18 protein-coding genes and 1 tRNA gene are annotated in these 20,304 nt (G+C 31.2%); 10 read left to right on the top strand and 9 right to left on the bottom strand.

Translation table 11 applies throughout. The annotated features are described in order from the left end of the window. Window positions 1–58: 58 nt before the first annotated feature. The 4 genes from HYY52_01220 to HYY52_01205 are packed head-to-tail and all read left to right on the top strand — an operon-like array spanning window position 59 to window position 4,964. Window positions 59–1,012 (top strand): acetyl-CoA carboxylase carboxyltransferase subunit beta, encoded by a 954-nt coding sequence (locus tag HYY52_01220; GenBank protein ID MBI2995316.1) that lies wholly within the window; start codon window positions 59–61, stop codon window positions 1,010–1,012. 6 nt (window positions 1,013–1,018) lie between these two features. Further along, window positions 1,019–1,978 carry an acetyl-CoA carboxylase carboxyltransferase subunit alpha gene (locus tag HYY52_01215; GenBank protein MBI2995315.1) on the top strand — a complete coding sequence of 320 codons (960 nt, stop codon included), beginning with the start codon at window positions 1,019–1,021 and terminating at the stop codon, window positions 1,976–1,978. Between the two features lie 26 nt (window positions 1,979–2,004). Then, window positions 2,005–4,122, top strand: a complete 2,118-nt coding sequence (gene priA, locus HYY52_01210; protein MBI2995314.1) for a primosomal protein N' — start codon at window positions 2,005–2,007, stop codon at window positions 4,120–4,122. Beyond that, a complete protein-coding gene (locus tag HYY52_01205) occupies window positions 4,119–4,964 on the top strand; it encodes a tyrosine-type recombinase/integrase (protein ID MBI2995313.1) in 846 nt (281 codons plus the stop codon). Before priA ends, HYY52_01205 begins: the two co-directional genes overlap by 4 nt. Window positions 4,965–4,967: 3 nt before the next feature. Here HYY52_01205 and HYY52_01200 read toward each other — a convergent pair whose 3' ends face one another. Next, the gene (locus HYY52_01200) at window positions 4,968–5,834 is read right to left on the bottom strand and encodes a hypothetical protein (protein MBI2995312.1); all 867 of its coding nucleotides are present in this window, start codon (window positions 5,832–5,834) and stop codon (window positions 4,968–4,970) included. Between the two features lie 111 nt (window positions 5,835–5,945). Here HYY52_01200 and HYY52_01195 point away from each other — a divergent pair. From HYY52_01195 to HYY52_01180, 4 genes are all read left to right on the top strand, one after another. Beyond that, window positions 5,946–6,019 (top strand) — tRNA-Arg (locus HYY52_01195). A 178-nt stretch (window positions 6,020–6,197) separates the two neighbouring features. Then, window positions 6,198–6,725, top strand: a complete 528-nt coding sequence (locus HYY52_01190; GenBank protein MBI2995311.1) for a hypothetical protein — start codon at window positions 6,198–6,200, stop codon at window positions 6,723–6,725. A 188-nt stretch (window positions 6,726–6,913) separates the two neighbouring features. Then, window positions 6,914–9,316, top strand: coding sequence for a hypothetical protein (locus HYY52_01185; GenBank protein MBI2995310.1), 2,403 nt, complete (start codon window positions 6,914–6,916; stop codon window positions 9,314–9,316). Between the two features lie 36 nt (window positions 9,317–9,352). Beyond that, entirely contained in the window at window positions 9,353–9,913 is a 561-nt protein-coding gene (locus HYY52_01180; GenBank protein MBI2995309.1) for a NifU family protein, read from the top strand. Here HYY52_01180 and HYY52_01175 read toward each other — a convergent pair. The 7 genes from HYY52_01175 to alr all read right to left on the bottom strand — a co-directional run bounded on the left by HYY52_01175 (window position 9,890) and on the right by alr (window position 17,415). Next, complete coding sequence (locus tag HYY52_01175) at window positions 9,890–10,639, bottom strand: ROK family protein (GenBank protein MBI2995308.1); 750 nt, start codon at window positions 10,637–10,639, stop codon at window positions 9,890–9,892. The genes HYY52_01180 and HYY52_01175 overlap by 24 nt on opposite strands. Further along, on the bottom strand, window positions 10,617–12,689 hold the full coding sequence (locus tag HYY52_01170) for a ComEC family competence protein (GenBank protein MBI2995307.1): 2,073 nt from the start codon (window positions 12,687–12,689) through the stop codon (window positions 10,617–10,619). The genes HYY52_01175 and HYY52_01170 overlap by 23 nt, the downstream gene beginning before the upstream one ends. Then, a complete protein-coding gene (locus HYY52_01165) occupies window positions 12,649–13,857 on the bottom strand; it encodes an LL-diaminopimelate aminotransferase (protein ID MBI2995306.1) in 1,209 nt (402 codons plus the stop codon). Before HYY52_01165 ends, HYY52_01170 begins: the two co-directional genes overlap by 41 nt. Window positions 13,858–13,923: 66 nt before the next feature. Next, window positions 13,924–14,457 carry an IPT/TIG domain-containing protein gene (locus HYY52_01160; GenBank protein MBI2995305.1) on the bottom strand — a complete coding sequence of 178 codons (534 nt, stop codon included), beginning with the start codon at window positions 14,455–14,457 and terminating at the stop codon, window positions 13,924–13,926. A 25-nt stretch (window positions 14,458–14,482) separates the two neighbouring features. Then, window positions 14,483–14,833, bottom strand: coding sequence for a hypothetical protein (locus HYY52_01155; protein MBI2995304.1), 351 nt, complete (start codon window positions 14,831–14,833; stop codon window positions 14,483–14,485). 129 nt (window positions 14,834–14,962) lie between these two features. Beyond that, window positions 14,963–16,261 (bottom strand): DUF4215 domain-containing protein, encoded by a 1,299-nt coding sequence (locus HYY52_01150; GenBank protein ID MBI2995303.1) that lies wholly within the window; start codon window positions 16,259–16,261, stop codon window positions 14,963–14,965. A gap of 71 nt (window positions 16,262–16,332) precedes the next feature. Beyond that, a complete protein-coding gene (gene alr / locus HYY52_01145; GenBank protein MBI2995302.1) occupies window positions 16,333–17,415 on the bottom strand; it encodes an alanine racemase in 1,083 nt (360 codons plus the stop codon). A 31-nt stretch (window positions 17,416–17,446) separates the two neighbouring features. Here alr and purH point away from each other — a divergent pair, with 31 nt between their 5' ends. Together purH and HYY52_01135 are read left to right on the top strand one after the other, a co-directional pair. Further along, complete coding sequence (gene purH / locus HYY52_01140; GenBank protein ID MBI2995301.1) at window positions 17,447–19,012, top strand: bifunctional phosphoribosylaminoimidazolecarboxamide formyltransferase/IMP cyclohydrolase; 1,566 nt, start codon at window positions 17,447–17,449, stop codon at window positions 19,010–19,012. Window positions 19,013–19,038: 26 nt separating this feature from the next. Beyond that, a complete protein-coding gene (locus tag HYY52_01135; protein ID MBI2995300.1) occupies window positions 19,039–19,908 on the top strand; it encodes a glycine--tRNA ligase subunit alpha in 870 nt (289 codons plus the stop codon). On the opposite strand, the gene HYY52_01130 is transcribed toward HYY52_01135, so the two are convergent. Then, window positions 19,891–20,196, bottom strand: coding sequence for a hypothetical protein (locus tag HYY52_01130; protein ID MBI2995299.1), 306 nt, complete (start codon window positions 20,194–20,196; stop codon window positions 19,891–19,893). The genes HYY52_01135 and HYY52_01130 overlap by 18 nt on opposite strands. Window positions 20,197–20,304: the final 108 nt, after the last annotated feature.

The raw sequence follows: 20,304 nt of genomic DNA, 5'->3' as shown, positions 1-20,304 counted from the left end.
TAAAGAACTAAAATATAACGAATGAAAATAAGGATAAATAGTTATACAAGAGGTAAATATGGGACTTAAAGAATTTTTTCAAAATAGACAGCTAAAAAAGGCCTCTAAGTTACAAAGTAAGCTAGCTACAAATGGTGACCTGAAATCACAGTCTCAAGTAAGTGATGAAACATTATGTAGTCTTTGGACAAAGTGTCAAGGTTGTAATGAACTTTTATATACAAGTGAATTAAAAAAGAATTTTTCTGTTTGTAAGCATTGTCACTACCATCACAGACTCGCAGCTCAAGAAAGAATTGATCTTTTAATTGACTATGGAAGCTTTTCTGAAACTGGTGAAAATATTTTACCAGCAGATCCATTAAACTTTGTAGACTTAAAACCATATAAAGAACGTTTAAGAGAGGCTAAAATTTCTTCTGGTATAAATGAAGCAATTATTACTGGAGTTGGAACAATAGATAACCAAGGTATTGCAATAGCAACAATGGAGTTTCAATATATTGGTGGAAGTATGGGGTCAGTTGTAGGAGAAAAAATCACAGAACTAATAGAACATGCGATTCAAGATAGATTACCTCTAATTATTGTGCCAAGTTCAGGTGGTGCAAGAATGCATGAAGGAATTTTAAGCTTAATGCAGATGGCAAAAACTGCAAGTGCTCTTAGAACTTTTCATGAAGAAAGATTACTTTACATTTCTCTTTTAACTGAACCAACATTTGGAGGTGTTACTGCAAGCTTTGCTATGCTTGGTGACATAATAATTGCTGAACCTAAAGCAAGAATTGGCTTTGCTGGAAGAAGAGTAATAGAAGAAACTATAAGACAAAAGCTACCAAAAGATTTTCAGACTGCAGAATATTTACTTGAAAATGGTCAAATAGATATGGTAGTACCAAGACATAATTTAAAACAAACTATTTCTAATTTAATCAGGTTACATTCTAAAAAAACAATAAAAAGCTCTGATTTTCAAATAATCGAGGATGAAATTCTTCTAAAGGCTTAAATAAAAATGAAACAAGAAATATTACCACTTGATTTTGAAAAACCACTAATTGTCTTATCAAAAGAAATTAGTGAACTAGAACAAAAAAGCTTACACAATGGCAATAAAAAAATTGTAGATGATTTGAAAACTCAATATGAAAAAGTTAGAAGTGAAATTTACAAAAACCTTGCTCCTGTAGACAGAATAAAAATTGCAAGGCATCCTCAAAGGCCATATCCAATTGACTACATTCAGTTAATTAGCCCTATATGGTATGAACTTCATGGAGACAGAACAAGCAAGGATGATGGTGCAATTATTGGTGGACTTATTGAAATTAACAATGAACCAGTGATGGTAATTGCTACAGAGAAAGGAAGAAACATTAAAGAAAATCAAAAAAGAAATTTTGGTATGCCATCTCCGGAAGGTTATAGAAAAGCACTTAGGTTAGTACAACATGCAGATAAATTTAACATGCCAATCCTTACATTAATTGATACACCAGGAGCCTATCCAGGACTTGAAGCAGAAGCTCATAATCAAAGCCAAGCTATTGCAATGAACTTAAGAGAATTTGCAGGTTTAACTGTTCCTGTAATTTCAGTTATAACAGGTGAAGGTGGATCAGGTGGTGCTCTTGCTTTAGGAGTTGCTAACAGAGTTTTAATGTTGGAGAATGCTATTTACTCAGTAATATCAGCAGAAGGTTGTGCTGCTATTTTATGGCGCACAAAAGATAAATCACCTGAAGCAGCTAGTGCTCTAAAAATAACTGCTCATGACTTATATAACTTAAATGTAATTGATGAAGTAATTCCAGAAGTAGAAGGCGGAGCACACCGTGACATAAAAACAACCAGTGAAAATTTATTAACATCAATTAAAAAACACTTAGCTGAATTAAACAAGCTCTCAAGTGATGAATTAAAGAAAGACAGACAAGAAAAGTTTAGAAGAATGGGCATCTTTACTAGTGTATAGCATATAGCGTAAGCTAAGATATAAATATGTCCGTAAATAGTATTTTAGAAAATAATGTTTCATTAGAAACAAAAGTTCCAACTCTTATAGCAAAAGTAGCCATTGATCTTCCTTATTCATATAACGATTTCTTTTATTATTCAATACCAGAAGAATTAAAGAATGAAATTAAACCAGGTTTAATAGTAAAAGTACCATTTGGGAAAAAAGAATTAATAGGGTATGTTTTAGAAATACTAACTGACAAGGAACAAAAGAACAATACTTCTGAATTTAAAATAAAACCAATTTACCAAATAGTTTTTAAGGATCCTGTATGGGATAAGAACTTTCTTGTACTTGCAAAATGGATTAGTAAATATTACCTGACAAATATTGGAATAGTACTTTCTAGCTCTATAATATCTGAGATTCTAAGTCAGTTAAAAAAGCACTCAGCACTCAGCACTCAGCACTCAGCACTCAACGCTCAGCACTCAGCACTCAACGCTCAGCTCCAACCTCCAACATTAAATCCTGCTCAACAAAATGCATTTAATGTCATTTTAAAAACAATTCAAAACAAAGAATCAAACGTTTTTTTACTTCATGGAGTAACTGGATCTGGCAAAACAGAGGTATATTTAAAATTAATCGAAGAAGTTTTAAAAGAAAATAAAACTATAATTTATCTTGTACCAGAAATTTATTTAGTACCTCAAACTTACGAAAGATTAAAAAACAGGTTTAGCAATTCTGAAATTATAATATGGCATAGTTCACTTAGCAAAAAAGAACGCTTAGAAAACTGGACAAAACTTAAAGAAGCAAATATTATTCTTGGAGCAAGATCAGCTATTTTAGCTCCAGTTAAAAATATTGGCCTAATTATTATAGATGAGGCTCATGAAGCAGCATACAAACAATCATTAGCATTACCCCGCTATGATACAAAACAAGTAGCTATTAAAAGATCACAAATAGAAAAATGTCCACTTATTTTAGGTTCAGCAACTCCAAATATTACAGATTACTATAATTGTCTTCAAAAACAAACCATACTGGAGCTGCCAGAAAGAATTGAAAATGTCCCAATGCCGAGAGTTTATGTAATAGATTTAAAAAATGAATTTCCTAGAACAAATAAAAATATAATCTCAAAAATACTAGAAAATAATATTAATGAAGCATTAAGTAAAAATGAGCAAGCAATTTTACTATTAAACAGGCGAGGATATTCAAGTCATGTCTTTTGCAGAGCTTGTGGTTTTATTCAATATTGTAAAAACTGTTCTGTCCCTCTTGTATTTCATAAAAATCTTCAGAGTATTATTTGCCACCATTGTGGTTATAAAAAATCATTTACAACTTATGGAAATGAGCATCCTCAATGTCCAAATTGTAAAAGCCCTCATTTTACTTATTTCGGACTTGGGACACAACAACTAGAAGAGGAAACTAAAAGGATATTTAAAGATGCTAAAACAATTAGAGTTGACAGTGATCAGTTAAAAAGAAAAAATGAATATATAAACCTTTGGCAGGAATTTTCATCAGGAAAAGCAGACATTTTAATTGGAACTCAGCTTGTTGCAAAAGGAATAGACTTACCAAATGTTACTGTTGTAGGTGTCATATTAGCAGACACGATGTTAAACTTCCCGGATTATATTTCATACGAGAGAGCATTCCAATTATTAACTCAAGTTACAGGCAGAGCAGGAAGAGGACAAAAACCAGGAAAAGTTTTTATTCAAACTTACCAAATAGAAAACCAATTATTTAAATATATTCAAGAACATGACTTTCATGGTTTTTACAATACAGAAATCAAACAAAGAGAACAATTTTTATATCCACCTTTTACTTCTCTTACAAGAATTATTTTCCAATCCAAAGATGAAGATGCCTGCAAAAATTATGCAAATGAAGTATTAAATGAGCTCTCGGCTCTTAGCTCTCAGCTCTCAGCTCCTACCTTGCATCTCCTTGGTCCTGCACCTTGTTTCTTTACAAAATTGCATGGCAAATATCGTTATCATATTTTATGTAAAACAACAAATGAAGAAACAAAAAGTTTTTTATTTAATAACTTACTCCAAAAACTAAACAAAAATGCTAAAGTAGGCATGATTGTTGATATGGATTCCATAAATCTTTTATGATTAATACAATGATACTCTTAGATGAATCAATCCAAAACTATTTATCATGGTTAAAAAATATAAAAAAAGCACCTTATCATACATACAGAGCTTACCAAGTAGACTTAACTCAATTTTTAAAATATTTCTTAAATCTAGAAATTAATGAAATACCAAGCAAAGATGCTATAGAAGAATATTTAGGGAAAGTTCAAAATAAATATAATTATGCTTCTTATAGAAGAAAAATAACTGTCCTTAGAAACTTTATTAGATATTTAGTTGATTCAGGAATAAATGTACCTGATCCATTTATTTTTATATCATTGCCAATGCCAGAAATAAATTTTAATTTGCCTGCTAAGCATGAAGACGTGTTAAACCTTATTGAATTACTTCCAGAAGATGATTTAAAAAATATCAGGAATAAATTAATTTTCTCCCTTATTGCAAAGAGCGGCTTGACCATAAAACAACTCCTTTCATTAAAAGTAAAAGATATTAATCTTGCAAGTGGTCAAATTATAATTTCAAAAGAGCAATTAACTTTTTTAGATAAAAAGACTATTAATTTAATTGAAAAATATTTTTTAATCTTAAATAAAAAAACACAAGTTTCATTAGATGATTATTTAATCTCTAGTAGAGTATTACCATGGCAAGACTTAAAAAACTCAAGACTCCCACTTTCAACAAGAAGTATAAATCTCATAATTGACAAGACAGCTAAAGAAATGGACTTTAAGTTTAGACTCTCACCAAGCATACTAAGAAGATTATTTGCAAAAAGTTTAAGTGAAAAAAATATAAACAAAGCTACAAAAGAAATGATCTTGGGAAAAAAGTGTAGACTAGTTGGTTAATATTTAGAAGTTAAACATTCCTAAAGTATCAAGCTGATGCTCTTTTGGGACATACCATGGATACAAGCTTATGCCTGCATCTGCACCATATTTACTTGCAGCTTTTAAAAAACCTGTTATTTCTTCTCTTGATGTCTTTTGTCCATCGCCAATTAAATGAATCTTTAAATCATTTCTTTGCGTGTACTCTTTTATTTTTGCAATTGTTTGGAGTGTATAGTTATATGCACCTTTTTCAGAACGAAGTTTTACAAAACCATGCCAATATATCATTGGAGCAATAACATCAAAATTATTTGCAATGGTTTTCCAAGCATAACTTTTAGGACTTCCTCTTTTTAAAAACGGAGAAAAAGTAATTGCAATTAAAGGATAATTTTTCCCTACAGATTTTCTAACTACTTTTGCAAAAGTTTCTATAGAGCGAGAATCAGTAACTTCTTCTATGTCGACAGCCATACCATCTAATGAATCACCATTAGGTGTTTTATAAAAAACAGCTCGGATAAATTTCTGGGCATCTGCAATGGGAACTCTTAAAAAAGAATATGTCCAACCAATAACCCTAATATCACGGCTATGTGCAGATGCAATTATCTTATTTAGTTTTAAGGGATCTTTAATTGCAGGCATATTTGATCTGGATATTTGAAGATAAATTGTATCTATCCCTTTTGACTTTAGATATTCACAAAATATTTCTGGACTTGGAGGATAATTCCAAACATTAAGCCAAATTCCTTTACCATATGTAACAGGTTTTTCTGCATAGGTTGGTAAAACCATGAAAAATAAAAACATTAAAGCCAAACAAAAACAAAAATGCTTAGGCCTAAATTGTAATTTATTTATATTTTTTTTCTTAACCATAATTTAAAGAATAAAATCAAACATTTTAACTATACATACCCAATAGACGTTAATTATCTAACTAATCTCTATAAAGGTAGTGGTTATATAATAGATTTGTTTTAGGGATTTGCCCTCGTAGCTCAGTTGGATAGAGCAAGGCACTCCTAACGCCTAGGTCGCAGGTTCAATTCCTGTCGAGGGTAATTCTAGAATGTTTCTCCTTTTTCTTGTTTACTTTTCATTTAATAAAAATAAATTTGATATTGCTTTAAATGAAACTCTTTAATTGAACTTGGTAATTTAAAATTTTCATCTATTATGGGTAGGGGTATGAGATAATAGAGAAAGAATTATGAGTCATTCAAGGAGGTATAAATAAACATGCAAATTCTAATCCTGGTTTTGGTATTAATTTTCTTTCCGCTTAAAGCTTCTTCTAATCCACATGATCTGGAAATATTTAATAACGATAAGCTTGCAAGACCAGAAATGAAAAACATGTGCAGCGTATGTCATATAAATCCTAGTGGAGGTGGACCAAGGAATGAATTTGGAGAAGCATTTGAAGCTGCAAATGAAACAATAACTAATGACTTAAGAGAAAAGTTTCCAGAATTATTTGACCTCTTACGTGGCATGATACCTAAAATTGTTCGTGTAAAACCATCTGTTTTTGCCATCGGTAAAGAAATAAAAGTTACAATCTTGGGTAAAAACTTTTCTGCAGATAATTTTTTACATATAGACAGTGTCAGTATTGAAAGCACACCACATATTGAGCATGAGGTTATAGGCACAAAGAAAATTGTTATTGAAAATGTTACTTTTAATACACCTGGAAAACATACATTCCATGTTGTAACACCAAGTGGTCAGACATCAAATATTTTTAAAGTAAAGGCTAAGTAAGATTACAAAGCTTAGAAACTACAATTAACATACAAAACTGATATTTTTTTTATTCAAAATCTAAAAAAATTATAAAATTTGTAGTTTTTAAGTATTGACTTTGAAAAATATATATAGTCTAATATTTAGTGTGCAGTCAAAGAGGAGAGCTTAATTTAACACTAGATATAGTAGGTAAAGGACAATAGATGGAACTTTCTCCTGTTGCCCGAAGTAAAGTTCAAGAACAAGCCGGTACTTATGTACCTGAAAAATCTTACGGTCCAAATCCACAAGAAGAATTTAAAACTCCAACTACATTAAGTCCAGAACAAGAAAATCTAACAAATAAATTTGTACCAGGAATAGCAACAATAAAAGACTACTATGAAGATCCTGAAAAGCTAAAGCTTTTAAGAATGGGAAGAATAGCAGCTACAAGTGGAGCTGTTGTTTTAAATTTCTGGGCTGTTTTAGGTTTGTTTTATGCTGCAGGGAAGCTCGCTCTTAGTGTGTTTGGAATGGCTGACAAAGATGAAGCATTTAATCTCTTAGGCAAAGGCTATACAAAATCTTCAATTGCTGGTGGCTTAACTGGACTTGCACATGAAAGTCCTTATTGGAGTATTGGTAATCTTGGAATGGGATTATTTAGTTATTTAGGTTTAGATAAAATACACTGGCTTGCTGGGTTTTCAATTGCTGATGGGATAGCTTCTATAGGAATGGGACAGGTTAGAGACCGTGATTCTCAAAATGCATTTGCAGTTCAACATTCAATATTTAATCATCCTAATTTTTCATCTTTAAAATTTTTAATGCCTGTTGAACAAGCAGTTATAAATTTTGCAAAAAATATTTCATCTCCCAAGTCATGGAAAAGATTGGTAGTTGATGAGCCATATGCTTTATTTCAAAAAGCTGGAGGTGGTTTAATCGCTGCTGGAGGTTTGTTAGGTGTTGGTTCTATGTTTGCAGAAAAGATGTCTGAGTCTGTGAGATCTTTAGCTTATATTCCTTATAGTGCATTTTCACTTTTAAATTTAATTGCACTTTTTAGAGATGGAAAGGTTGTTGCTGAAAGAGCAGATGATTTTGGTGGAAGAATAAAAGCTGAAGATTATTCAATGCGTTCTGAGGGATACTTTAAACAATTAGCATCACCAGTACTAGGTGTAAATAACTTTTTACTTGCCTTAAAAGGTTTAGGATTAGATTCTCAAAATGGGTTTTTATATCCACTTGCAATGGCAGTACGTGCTTGTGGTGCAGCATTTGCATTCTTAGGTTTTACTGCTCAATCAGGACTTAAGTTTTTTAAGCCTGATTCATTTGGTCCATTTAAAAAAAGAGTAATGGAAGTAATCTTAAATCCTAAGGAAGCATGGAAATCAATTTATGAGTTTTTACAAAGTACAAGTCCAAAACCTCACAAGAGCGATAAGTTTGATAAAATTATCGAAGAAGATCAAGATGGAAAATTATTCATGCAAATTACTGCTACTCCAACATTCCAAAAAATGAAAGAGAAATCTCAAGCAGGATTCCCAAGCCCTTTATTTCCAAACAGGGGAGATTTAGAAAGATTTACTCATAGTAAAAGAGTTTGCACACTTGCAATATTATTTGATCAAGTTATGAAAAAAAACATCATAAATAATCCATCCACTCCAGAAAGCATAAAAACTTTTTATTTAGAAAACAGACTTGCACTAAAAGTAGCTATGTTAGTTCACGATGCTGGTCACATAGCAAGATCACATCTTGGGGAAGAATCTATTAGAGGACTTAACAATGATGAAGAAACTATGAAGTTATTGAAAGATACGAATTCAGATATTTGCCAGGCTATAATTACTGATTTTGTTGAACGCTATGGAGAAGTTGATGGTAATAGAAAAGCTAAAGAGCTTTTAGAAAAAGTAAAAGATATTCTGGGTCATAAAACACCACTTAGATGGAAAATATTTGATTTCTTAGAGTATGCAAAATCTAATGGGGGAGATTTTAATAGTACAGATCCTAACGACTTTCCTGCCTGGAGCCTGGATGATTACAGTGAGTTCTTTGAGAGTATAACTTTTGTAGAAGATGAATATGGAAGACCTTTGCAGATATTTAAACCTGATGGAGCTGTTAAAGCTTTTTCAATGCTGTATGACAGATATAAGTTTAACTTAAGATATAATTACGACCCATTGCTCAAAGCTCAAAAAATAGTTTACTTGTTAGGTGCTGATGCTGCAAACATTTCTCTTGAAGAAGCAAGGAAATTAACTGAAAGAGAATTTGATGGTAGAGTAAAAATTGGTTTAGAAAGTATCAATGGTGATGAATATACCTTTGTAATAAGAATACTGTTTGGTGGTGAAAATGCATACTGTGGTTATTCAGCTAAAAATCCAAGAACAAGAATTATGGTTCTTTTAGAAGATGGAAGAAAAATGGAATTTCTAGAATACAGAGAAAGGGTTATGAAATATCAGGATCCAAAGCAATATGAAGAAACTCAAGAAGAGGTTAATAAACTTACAATACCTTTTGAAACTGAATTAAGAGTAAAAGTTAGAAACAGACGTTTTGAATCAGCAGAAGTAAAAGCAGCTGCATAATTGTTTTTAACTTGATACAATTATCTTAGGTTTAAAATGACAGGCCAAAATAAAGAAATTAAAATCTATACAGAAGGTACCCCAAATCCCAATGCATTAAAGTTTGTTTTAGACAGGATACTTATTGAAAATGGAACGTATGATTTTCCAAATAAAGAAAGTACTAAAAATTCTCCCTTAGCAGAAAAATTATTTAATATTGAATTTGTTAAAGAAGTTTTTATTGGGAAAAATTTTATTACTATTACAAAAAATCCTGATATGTCATGGGAAAATATTTACGATAAGCTATGTACAGCTATTGAGAGTCACCTTGTTTCAGGAAAGCCTGTTGTATTGAATGTTAATGTTAGTGAAGATAGGATAAGAAGTAATACTGAACAAAAGATTTTAGACATATTAGATAATCAAATTAGACCTGCAATAGCTAGTGATGGTGGTGATGTAATTTTTGATAGCTATGAGGACGGGATACTAAGATTACATTTACAAGGAGCTTGTAGTTCTTGTCCAAGCTCTATAATGACTTTAAAAGCAGGTATTGAAACAATGCTTAAAAGACAGATACCAGAATTAAAAGAAGTTATTTCGGTTTAAATAAGCTCCATAAATAGGTGCTAGTTCTTTTAATTTACTTGGCAGAATTTTTATATCATTCTTTATTTTTTCTTTTGCAATCCGGGCTGCTTTAGAAGCAAGTACATCCCAGTCATACGTTAGCCCGCCATTTAGTACAATTACATCTGGTGCAAATAAATAATATAAATTAATTAGCCAGCTAGCAAGTTGAAAAGGTGACTTAGAAATAATGTCTATTGCAGAATATAATTTTTCACCAGAAGAAAAAACCATTTTTTGTAGCCTTAGTGTAAGTTTTGGATCTTTAAATGGTTTTCCATTCTTGATTAATGCTGCACTAATTCCTGTGCCTAAATTTATGTACAACATTGAGCCATTCTGAAATTTCCCTGTGTGATATTCACCTAACGCTCCACAAATTACATCAGTCTCCCACACATAATTTTTAATTTTTAAATTATCAGATAATTTTTTTATAAAGGGATATTCTATCCAATTACTAAGAAAAAGGCTTTCTTTTAAAACCCCATCTTTATTCCATTTTCCTGGCAAGCTTAAAGATAAGTCATTAGCTTGCTTATTCATAGAAGTATAAATAGAATTTATTTCTTTTATTTCTAATTCAGGATTTTTATTTGTTGGAAAAACATCTGAATCTAAAATCTTTATTTTAGTATTTGTACCAGTGACAAGTGAAACATTTGTCTTTGTGCCACCAATATCAATTACTAGTACCTTCTTCATAAAAAGATTTTTTTCCATTACTGAATATTGTTATAGTACCAGTTTTACTTAAGTATAATATTTTAATTGGCAAGGATTTTAACCAATCAATATCTTTTTTTGATTTTTTAGAAAGTTTTTTATAATCATTAACTATTAAAACTTTAGGGTAAGACATAAGAACACTTTTTAATGGTGGAGCTTCTTTCATTAGTAATGGTAATTTTAAAAATTCTACATCTCCTTTAAATTCTTTATTTAAATTAGTAATTATCTTAAAGGAAAAATTTTTATATTGAATCAATATTTCATCTTTAAAGTTTTTTGTATTAAAAAATAAGCAATTTGATTGAATATTGTTTAATCTTAAGAAATCTTTTATTTGTTTTTTGTCTTTTTCATTAATGTAATTTGATAAATAAATTGGTTTTTCTTTTGGACGTGCTATTAAAATAGCTTCATTGTTGTATTTTGGAATGCAAAATATTTTTACATAGTTACTTTGATTATTTAATATATTAATGGTTAAAAATAAAACAATAAATAAAATTGCATATAAAACAAGATTCTTTCTTGCCTCTTTAATAAAGATGATTATTAAAACATAAAAAATTAACACGTAGATTAGGAGCAACAAATAAAAATTTATACTTGGCATAAATATTTCTTTAAAAGTAATTTTACTTAACAAATTTATCCAGTTTAAAAACAAGTCAGAAGATATATTTAATAAGGCACTTGTGATTATATTTAAAAAACCTAGAAGAGGAATAATGTTAATCAAAATATTAATTAACCCTAATATTAATATTATTGAAGCAAGTGGTACTGCAATTAAATTAGATATTAATGCCATTATTTGTAAATTATGAAAGTAAAAAATTATAAGTGGTACTGTCATAATTTGTGCAAATAAAGATTGCAAAGCTATTATTTTAAGCTGGCTGCTATCTTTCTTAATTAATGAAATTGCAAACAATGCTAATCCTAAAAATGCAAGTAATGAAAGTTGTAAACCAATATCAAGTAAATTTAATGGACTTGAAATAAAAAATAACATTATTATAAGAGAAATAGCAGGTAGTAGTTTTATTTTCTTATTAAAAAGATTTCCAATTAAAATTAAGATAATTAAAATACTTGCTCGAATAATTGATGCTGAAAAATCTGCAATTATTGAATAAAGAATAACTGCAAGAATTGAAAATAAAACCAGGTATATGCTCCTCATATGAAATAATTTTAAAAAATAAAAAATACCTCCAACAAGAACTGCTATGTTAAAACCAGATGCACTTGTTATATGACTTAAACCTAAACTTTGTATCTTTTCTTTTAAATTAAAATCAATCTTACTTGCTTTTGAACCTAATAAGATTGCATTTACAAGACTTTCATTTTCTTTTTTTAAATATTTCTTATTAGTAGAAATTAAATTACTCCTGATTTTATAAATACTTCTTGTAATAAATGTTGAAGGTGGTGTATCTAAATAGACAAGTGTTCCAGGTCTTGTTATTAATTTATAAAATATCCCTTTAGTGTATAAATAATTTCTTTCATCAAACAATCCTGGTAACAATGCATGGTTTGGCTTTACAAGCTTTCCAGTTATTTGAATTACATCACCTATGTTATATTCTTCATAATGTGAACCTATAACTTTTACTTTATTTTTTGATAAATTGAGAATTTTGTTTTTATCTAAAATACTATTTAATTTAATAATGTATGTTTTGTTATATAAGTTGTGTACTTCAGGGGTACTTAATATCTCTCCAATGTATATTTTTTGCTTATTTAGTAAGTAGTCTAAATTAGTAGTTGACAGTCTTATAAAAAACTTTGAATAAGTAAATCCAAAAACAATAAATGTTAGAAATATTAGTGTCTTCTTTTTATCAATAGTCCTAACTAAAAACAATAAACTAAAAATTACAAGTACTGCTAGTAAAAGATAAATAGTTATATTTTTAAAGTAAAAAGTAGAACCAGTTAATATTCCAAGTGTAATTAAACAAACAGGGTTCTTATATTCTTGAAGCTTGTCTATTAAAGCTTCTTTGTTCATAAGCAAGACCTTCTTTTTTCATTCTCAAAATAGCTTCTTCAATTCTTTTTTTATCAATGGTTAGTGCAATTCTAAAATAACCTTCCCCATACTCACCATACCCGCTTCCAGGTGGTACAACAATTCCACATTTATCAAGCATAGCTGTTGCAAAGTCGCTAGATGTTTTAAAGCTTGGTGGTATTGGCAACCATAGATAAAAAGTGGCTTTTAGAGGTTCTCTTATATTCCAGCCTAATTCTTTCAAATCTTTAATCGCAACATTACTTCTTTCTTTATACAAAGAATTATTTTTTTCAATAATTTCTTTAGGAGTATTAAATGCAGCAACTCCTGCTCTTTGAATTGCTTTAAAAATACCACTATCAATATTTGTTTTTACTGTACCTAATGCTTTTATAATTTTTTCATTTCCAACTGCAAATCCAATTCTCCAGCCAGTCATATTATATGTTTTGCTTAGACTGTGAAATTCTAAAGCTATATCTCTTGCTCCTTTTGCTTCAAAAACAGAAGGAGCTTTATATCCATTAAAAGTTAGTTCAGAATAAGCATTATCAGATAAAACAATAATGTCATATTTTTTTGCAAATGAAATTAGCTCATTATAAAACTCAAGTGGCGCAATTGCACTGGTAGGGTTATTTGGGTAATCTATCATTATAATGTTTGCTTTTTGAGCAATATCGTTTGGTATTTTAGTTAAATCTGGCAGCCAATTATTTTTTTCAAGAAGCGGAATAATATAAGGTTTGCCACCACATAAAACAGTTGAGCTTTTATACACAGGGTATGCAGGATCTGGCAATAAAGCGATATCTCCTTCATCAATTGTTGCAAAAATACAATTGTGAATTGCTTCTTTTGAACCAATCAATGAAACACATTCAGTGTCAGCATTAAACTTTTGACCAAATCTATTTTCAAACCATTTAACTGCTGCTTCTTTAAATTCTTTCATTCCTTGATAAGGAGGATAATTATGAGTACTTGGATCATCAATTGCAGAATGCATTGCATCTACTATATGTTTAAAAGTAGGCTGGTCTGGATCTCCAATACCCATATTTATAATGTCTACACCCCTAGCAATTGCTGCTTGTCTTTTTTTATCTATTTCAGCAAATAAATAAGGTGGCAATGATTTAATTCTTTTTGCAAATCTCATTTTAAAATCTCCGTTTCACCTCCGTTTTTACTGAACTTTTAAATTATAGCTTGTAGGAGATCTCTATTAGGTCTTTGCAGGTTTTACTTTAATCTTAAAAATATTCGAGACCTGTCCGATTGCACTTACGACCTGGATAGTATGTACTCCAGTTTCACTAAAACTAATAGTTAAATCAATTTCTTTTGAGCTAACAAATGTTGACTGGATATTTTCACTTATACCATCAACTTTTACAATACTGTCACTAGCAAAGTTTTTCCCTAAAATCATAAATTGAGCTTCTTGTCCTGCAAAAGCAATTTTAGGCTTAATTCGAGTAATCTTAGGTGCTAAAGATTTTAAAAGGTCAAATAATTCCGGGAATTGTTCTCTAATATTGCTTGTTATTTTTTTTCCATTTCCACTAAAAGCTTTTCCAAAATCGTTGAGAGGGCCACCACCACTTGGTGAAACATGACAAACACTACATTTACTCTTCTTTTCAGGTTTTGCAAAAGAATCCTTATTAAATATTTCCATATATTGCGGAGTAGAAAACGCAGTTAATGGAAAAAGAAAAAACAAAACAAAAAACAACATTAAAAATTTTATCTTCATAACATATCCATCCTTTACTTATCTTTTAAAGACCTGAGACATATTGTGTTAATGCTTTAATTTGTTCTGCTGTAACAGGTACTTTATATTTTTTACTCATTAAACCAATTATTTTTTCAAGCTGCTCAGGAGTTTTTCTTTTTCCTATTCCTTTTAATGATGGAATCATCCTGTCACCATCAGCAGATATTTCTTTTAATTCACTATCCCATCTGCCAGCACTAGCACCATTTGGGTGGCAAGTATTACATGCTCCATATGAACCTTTAACAGAAGAAAAGATTTCTTTGCCAGAAAGGGCACCTTTTGCAAAATTAGCTTGTACAAAAGCTAGAAACAATACTACAGACAATGTTGAAAAAATAACTTTTATCATTTTAGTTAGTCCTTTTTATTCAAACAAAACTAAAGAAACTTATAACGATGGTTAGTATACAACCCACAAAGGATTTTAATCCTTCATTGTGAACAATCAAAAGTATGATTTATTAGCTCTGCCATTGATTTAGGTATTTGGAGGGGTGGTTGGAGATGGTGTGGGAGTGGGTACAGAAGGACACCCACAACCTGCGTCACATTTCACTCCTGAGGCACATGTAAAACTTCCTGGTGGATCACAATCTTCAGGACCATCTTGTCTGATTATGGAGTCTCCACATACTGCATTTAGGCATTGATTTGTACAGGCATCCTCGTTATAATAGTTTCCATCATCACATTGTTCTGGATTAGCTATTATTGTGTCTACAATGCCATTTCCACAAGATTCATCAGATAAGCAGTCAGCAGAACAGCCATCATTATCAACTGTATTTCCATCATCACATACCTCACCAATTGAAGGTTCAATCACACCGTTTCCACACACAGGTATTAGCATACATCCGCATGCAGTTGGATTACCACTTGAAAATGCAGTAGCAGTACAATTGAATCCAGGAGAACACCAACCATCACAACCAGTTGAAACACTTTGCTCACAAGTTGTAACACAGCTACATCCAGTTGGAGGGCTAGCATCGGGCTTACATTGTTGTCCAGGAGGACACTCACCCATACATAAGAGGCCTCCTGGCGGAAGCCCACAAGGTGTATAACATTCGCATCCAGTATACGCTCCACCAGGTACTAGAACTACTCTACATTGTTCACTGGGATTTGGACAAACTCCACCACATATCTGTCCATCACCAGGGTATACACCATTAAGACTGTTCACACAATTGTTTGCTGCTATGCACATACAGTTAAAGGTACAAACACCAGACTGACCTGCAGGATCACATGCAGGTTCATCACCTGGTGGATCGCATTGTTCGCCAGGCTCTATGCGACTATTCCCACAGACTGCTTGTGCTCCACATGTGCAGCTAGAGGTACAAAAAACAGAATCTGGATCAAATTGTGGAAATTGTGAAAGACATGTATCATGCTCTCCATCACACTCTTCAGTACCCTCTTTTTCTCCATCACCACAGCAGGAACATGGGATACACTGTGGTGGTATTGGTGCCGCCGGAGCCATACCAATCAGCATCGTAATTAGATAGCACGTAGCAAATCCAAAAAGATTACAGCAACCACAAGGATAACACATATTACCTGTACATGCGCAAGATGGGGTAGCATGCTCAGCATCACCGACTGGAACCTGTATAGGACCACCTACCGATGAAGGACAGGAACCGCAACAAGCCTGTGCTACTGGAGAACACTCCCACTCAGCTGCCATACACTGGTTACTATCAATAAAAAAAATGAAACAAAATAAGAAAATAAATAAAGTTAAAAGATAATTCTTCATTAAGAATGATTATACCTCAAGACTTTATCATTCTAACAGCAAAGGGTGTGTAGTTTCTCAGAATGACATTGTCAGTCTCTTGTATAAATTCTTGGTAATCGCATTTTCAATCTACAAAGCAATTCATATGAAATTGTATTTAATCCTTTTGCCCATGAGCTAATTGATAGTTTGTTATCCAACAGTGTGACGACATCGTTAACTTGTGGATTTGTAATTTCTGTTATATCAAACATCATTTGATCCATTGTTATTAATCCAACTTGTTTTATTTCTTTGCCTTTGTAAATAGCTGAAATTTTATTTGATAAATTTCTGTCTACTCCATCAGCATAGCCAATTGGGACTGTTGCAATGATGCTATCTTTTTTAGCCCTCCAAGTACATTCGTAACTTACTGATTCGCCTGATTGTATTTTATGAATCTCAGTAATTCTTCCTTTAAGTGAAATTAAGGGCTCTAAAAAATTAAATTCTTGCCCATATAATGCAATTCCAAGCCTTACTAAGTCATATCTGAATTCGGGATAATTAATTGCAGCATAACTATTTGCAATATGCTTCTGTAGAGGCATGCCGTGGCATGCCTCTACAACAAAATCAAATCTTTCTTTTTGTGTTTTTGAAAAATTGTAATCAGTAGGTTTTGCTAAATGTGTAAATATTCCTTCAAGTTTTAAGTGTGATGATTTTAGGATTTTTTTAATTATTTTATTTGCTTCTTTATAATCTACCCCTAATCGATTCATTCCTGTATCAATTTTTAATTGAACATTACCGTAAAAATTTTCTAATTGTTGTAATTGTTCTTCTGAATATATTGTTATTGTTAATTTGTTTTGTAAGCAGCTTTCATAAGCCCAATATGGTGTTGCACCTAATATGACAATTGGAATCTTTATCCCGGAATTACGAAGTGCAATACCTTCATCTACTGTTGCAACACCAAAAGAATTTACTTTTAAGCTTTGTAATATTGGAGCAATTGTTGTTGCACCATGACTGTATCCATCAGCTTTAAGAACAGCCATTATATCTGTTTTAACAAGACTACTTAACTTCTTATAATTTCTTTCAAGTGCATTTAAATTAATCTCTAGCCATGCATCTCTTTGAGTTGAAGTTATAGATTGAGTTCGATGAGTAATAGTCATGTTGTATATCTTACGATATAATTAACTTATTGTGAAAAAGCTTGCATTAATAAGTGTATATAACAAAGATGGAATTGTAGATCTAGCTCAAGAGTTAGTTAAAAAATATAATTATGAAATCCTTTCAACAGGTGGCACATGTAAGCTTTTAAAAGAAAATAATATTTCTGTAACAGAAGTTAGCGAGTTAACGAAATTTCCTGAAATGCTTGAAGGTAGAGTTAAAACTTTACATCCTGCTATACATGGTGGACTCCTTGCAAGGAGAGATAAAGAAGAACACATGCAAACAATTTCAAGACACAATATAAGGCCAATTGATCTTGTAGTCATTAATTTGTACCCTTTTGATAAAGTTACTTCAGTACCAAATGTTTTGTTAGAAGATGCTATTGAAAATATTGATATTGGTGGACCTTCAATGATAAGAAGTGCTGCAAAAAATTATTCTAGTGTTACTGTTGTGTGTGATCCAAGTGATTATTTACTAGTTCTTAATGAACTAAGTTCTAACAATGGGACTACAACACTCTTGCTTAGGGAAAAACTTGCCTTAAAAGCATTTCAAAAAACAAGTTCTTATGACGCATTAATTACATCTTTTTTATCGAATTATTTTAAGGATAATAAAAATGGTGCAGAAAACAGTTTTCCTGAAAACTTAACATTAAGCTTAAAATTAAAAAAAATACTTCGTTATGGAGAAAATCCACATCAAAAAGCAGCATTATATCTTCCTTTAAATTCTAAATATGGTTTAGCAAATGCAGAAGTGTTTCAAGGGAAAGAACTTTCATTTAATAATTATTTAGATTTAGAGTCAGCTTGGAATATTGCTTCTGAGTTTGATACTAAAACACCTGTAGCAGTAATTGTTAAGCACAACAGTCCTTGTGGTGTAGCTATTGCACCAAATTTACATCATGCATATATTGAAGCCTTTAATACTGATTCTGTAAGTGCATTTGGTGGTATTGTTGCTTTTAATAATAAAGTTGAAAAAGAACTTGCAGTTGAACTTACAACAATATTTTTAGAAGCAATTGTTGCACCAGATTATTCACAGGAGGCATTACAAGTTTTAAAAACTAAATCTAACTTAAGAGTATTAAAGATTAACATGAATAAAAATGTTATTAATTGCTTTGACATAAAAACAATTAGTGAAGGTTTGTTAATTCAGGATTTAAACTCTCAAACTTTAGAGCTAGAAAACTTAAAAGTAGTAACAAAGAAAAAACCAACTGAAGAAGAGATGATTGATCTTATATTTGCTTGGAAAGTATGTAAACATGTTAAATCAAATGCAATTGTAGTTGCAAAGGGTGGGAAAACATTGGGAATTGGTGCTGGTCAGACAAGTCGGGTTGCTTCAGTAGAGATTGCTTTAAATAAAGCAAACTATGAATCAAGGGATGCTGTTATGGCATCTGATGCTTTCTTTCCATTTAAAGATAGTATTGAAGTTGCAGCATCTGCCAAGATCAGTACAATCATTCAACCAGGTGGAAGTATAAAAGATAAGGAAGTAATTGATGCTTGTGATAAGTATAATATTGCAATGGTGTTTACTGGGATGAGGCATTTTAGACACTAATTAAGAATTAAATCGAAAATCGAAACATGTCACTAACTTTTCAAGAATTATATCTAACGCTAAACCAGTTTTGGTCAGATCAAGGCTGTGTAATTATGCAGCCTTATGATATTGAAAAAGGGGCCAGTACAATGAATCCTGCTACATTTTTATATGTGCTTGGAGAAAAGCCTTGGAATATGGCTTGTATTGAACCTTGTAGAAGACCAACTGATGGTAGATATGGAGAAAATCCAAACAGATTACAACATTATTTCCAGTATCAGGTTATTATGAAACCTTCTCCAGATGATATTCAGCAAATATACTTAAATAGTCTTGAAAAAATTGGCATAAAAATAACAGAACATGATATTAGATTTGTTGAAGATGATTGGGAATCACCTACCTTAGGTGCTTGGGGGGTTGGTTGGGAAGTGTGGCTTGATGGCATGGAGATTACTCAGTTTACCTACTTTCAGCAAGCAGGTGGATTTGATTTAAAACCAATTTCAGTAGAAATTACTTATGGCTTGGAAAGAATTGCAGTGTATCTTCAGGATGTGGATAATGTCTTTGATTTACTCTGGACAAAAGATATTAAATATTCTGAAATATATAAGAGGAATGAATATGAGCAAAGCAAATATAACTTTGAAATTGCAAATATTGATTCTTTGTTAAAAAGATTTGATATTTATTATGATGAAGCAAGTAATTGTCTTAAAAATAAACTTCTAATGCCAGCTTATGATTATATTTTAAAGTGTTCACATTGTTTTAATCTGCTTGATTCACGAGGTGCAGTAAGTCGTGATGAAAGAATGGCATTTATTTTAAAAATTAGAAAATTAGCAGAGCAAGCTGCAAGATTATATCTTAATATTGAAGAAAAAAAACTATGCAACTGCCAGTAATCTAAGCGTAAACAAAATTCCATCTACCATTACAGTTCTATATACTGCTTCTTCAAAAAGTTCATCATCATCAGAAACTAAGAATAAAGATGAATGTTTCTTTTTTGTTCTATCTACTCTTTTATTTCTTGTTAATCGTGTCCTTTCTGTAACTGCTTGTTCAAGGGCCCCCTTGTTATATCCTTCAGATTTGGTCATATTATTGAAGGCTTGTTCGCCATCTTGGTTTTGTGTACCTGAAACCTGAGATGGAGATCCTTTTGATGGTATTATTGGGTTAACAGTCATATTTTAATTTGCTCCTTTTAATTTGTTTTATATTAGATATAATATATTAATTGCATTCGGTAGTTTTTTTAAATCCTTTAAATAATCCTTGAAAAAGGTTAAAAAAAG

The sequence above is a fragment of the Candidatus Melainabacteria bacterium genome, assembly GCA_016193285.1.
Taxonomy (GTDB): Bacteria; Cyanobacteriota; Vampirovibrionia; order 2-02-FULL-35-15; family 2-02-FULL-35-15; genus JACPSL01.
Note: the sequence above shows the minus strand (reverse complement) of the source record. Positions and strands in the feature narration are given on the sequence as shown.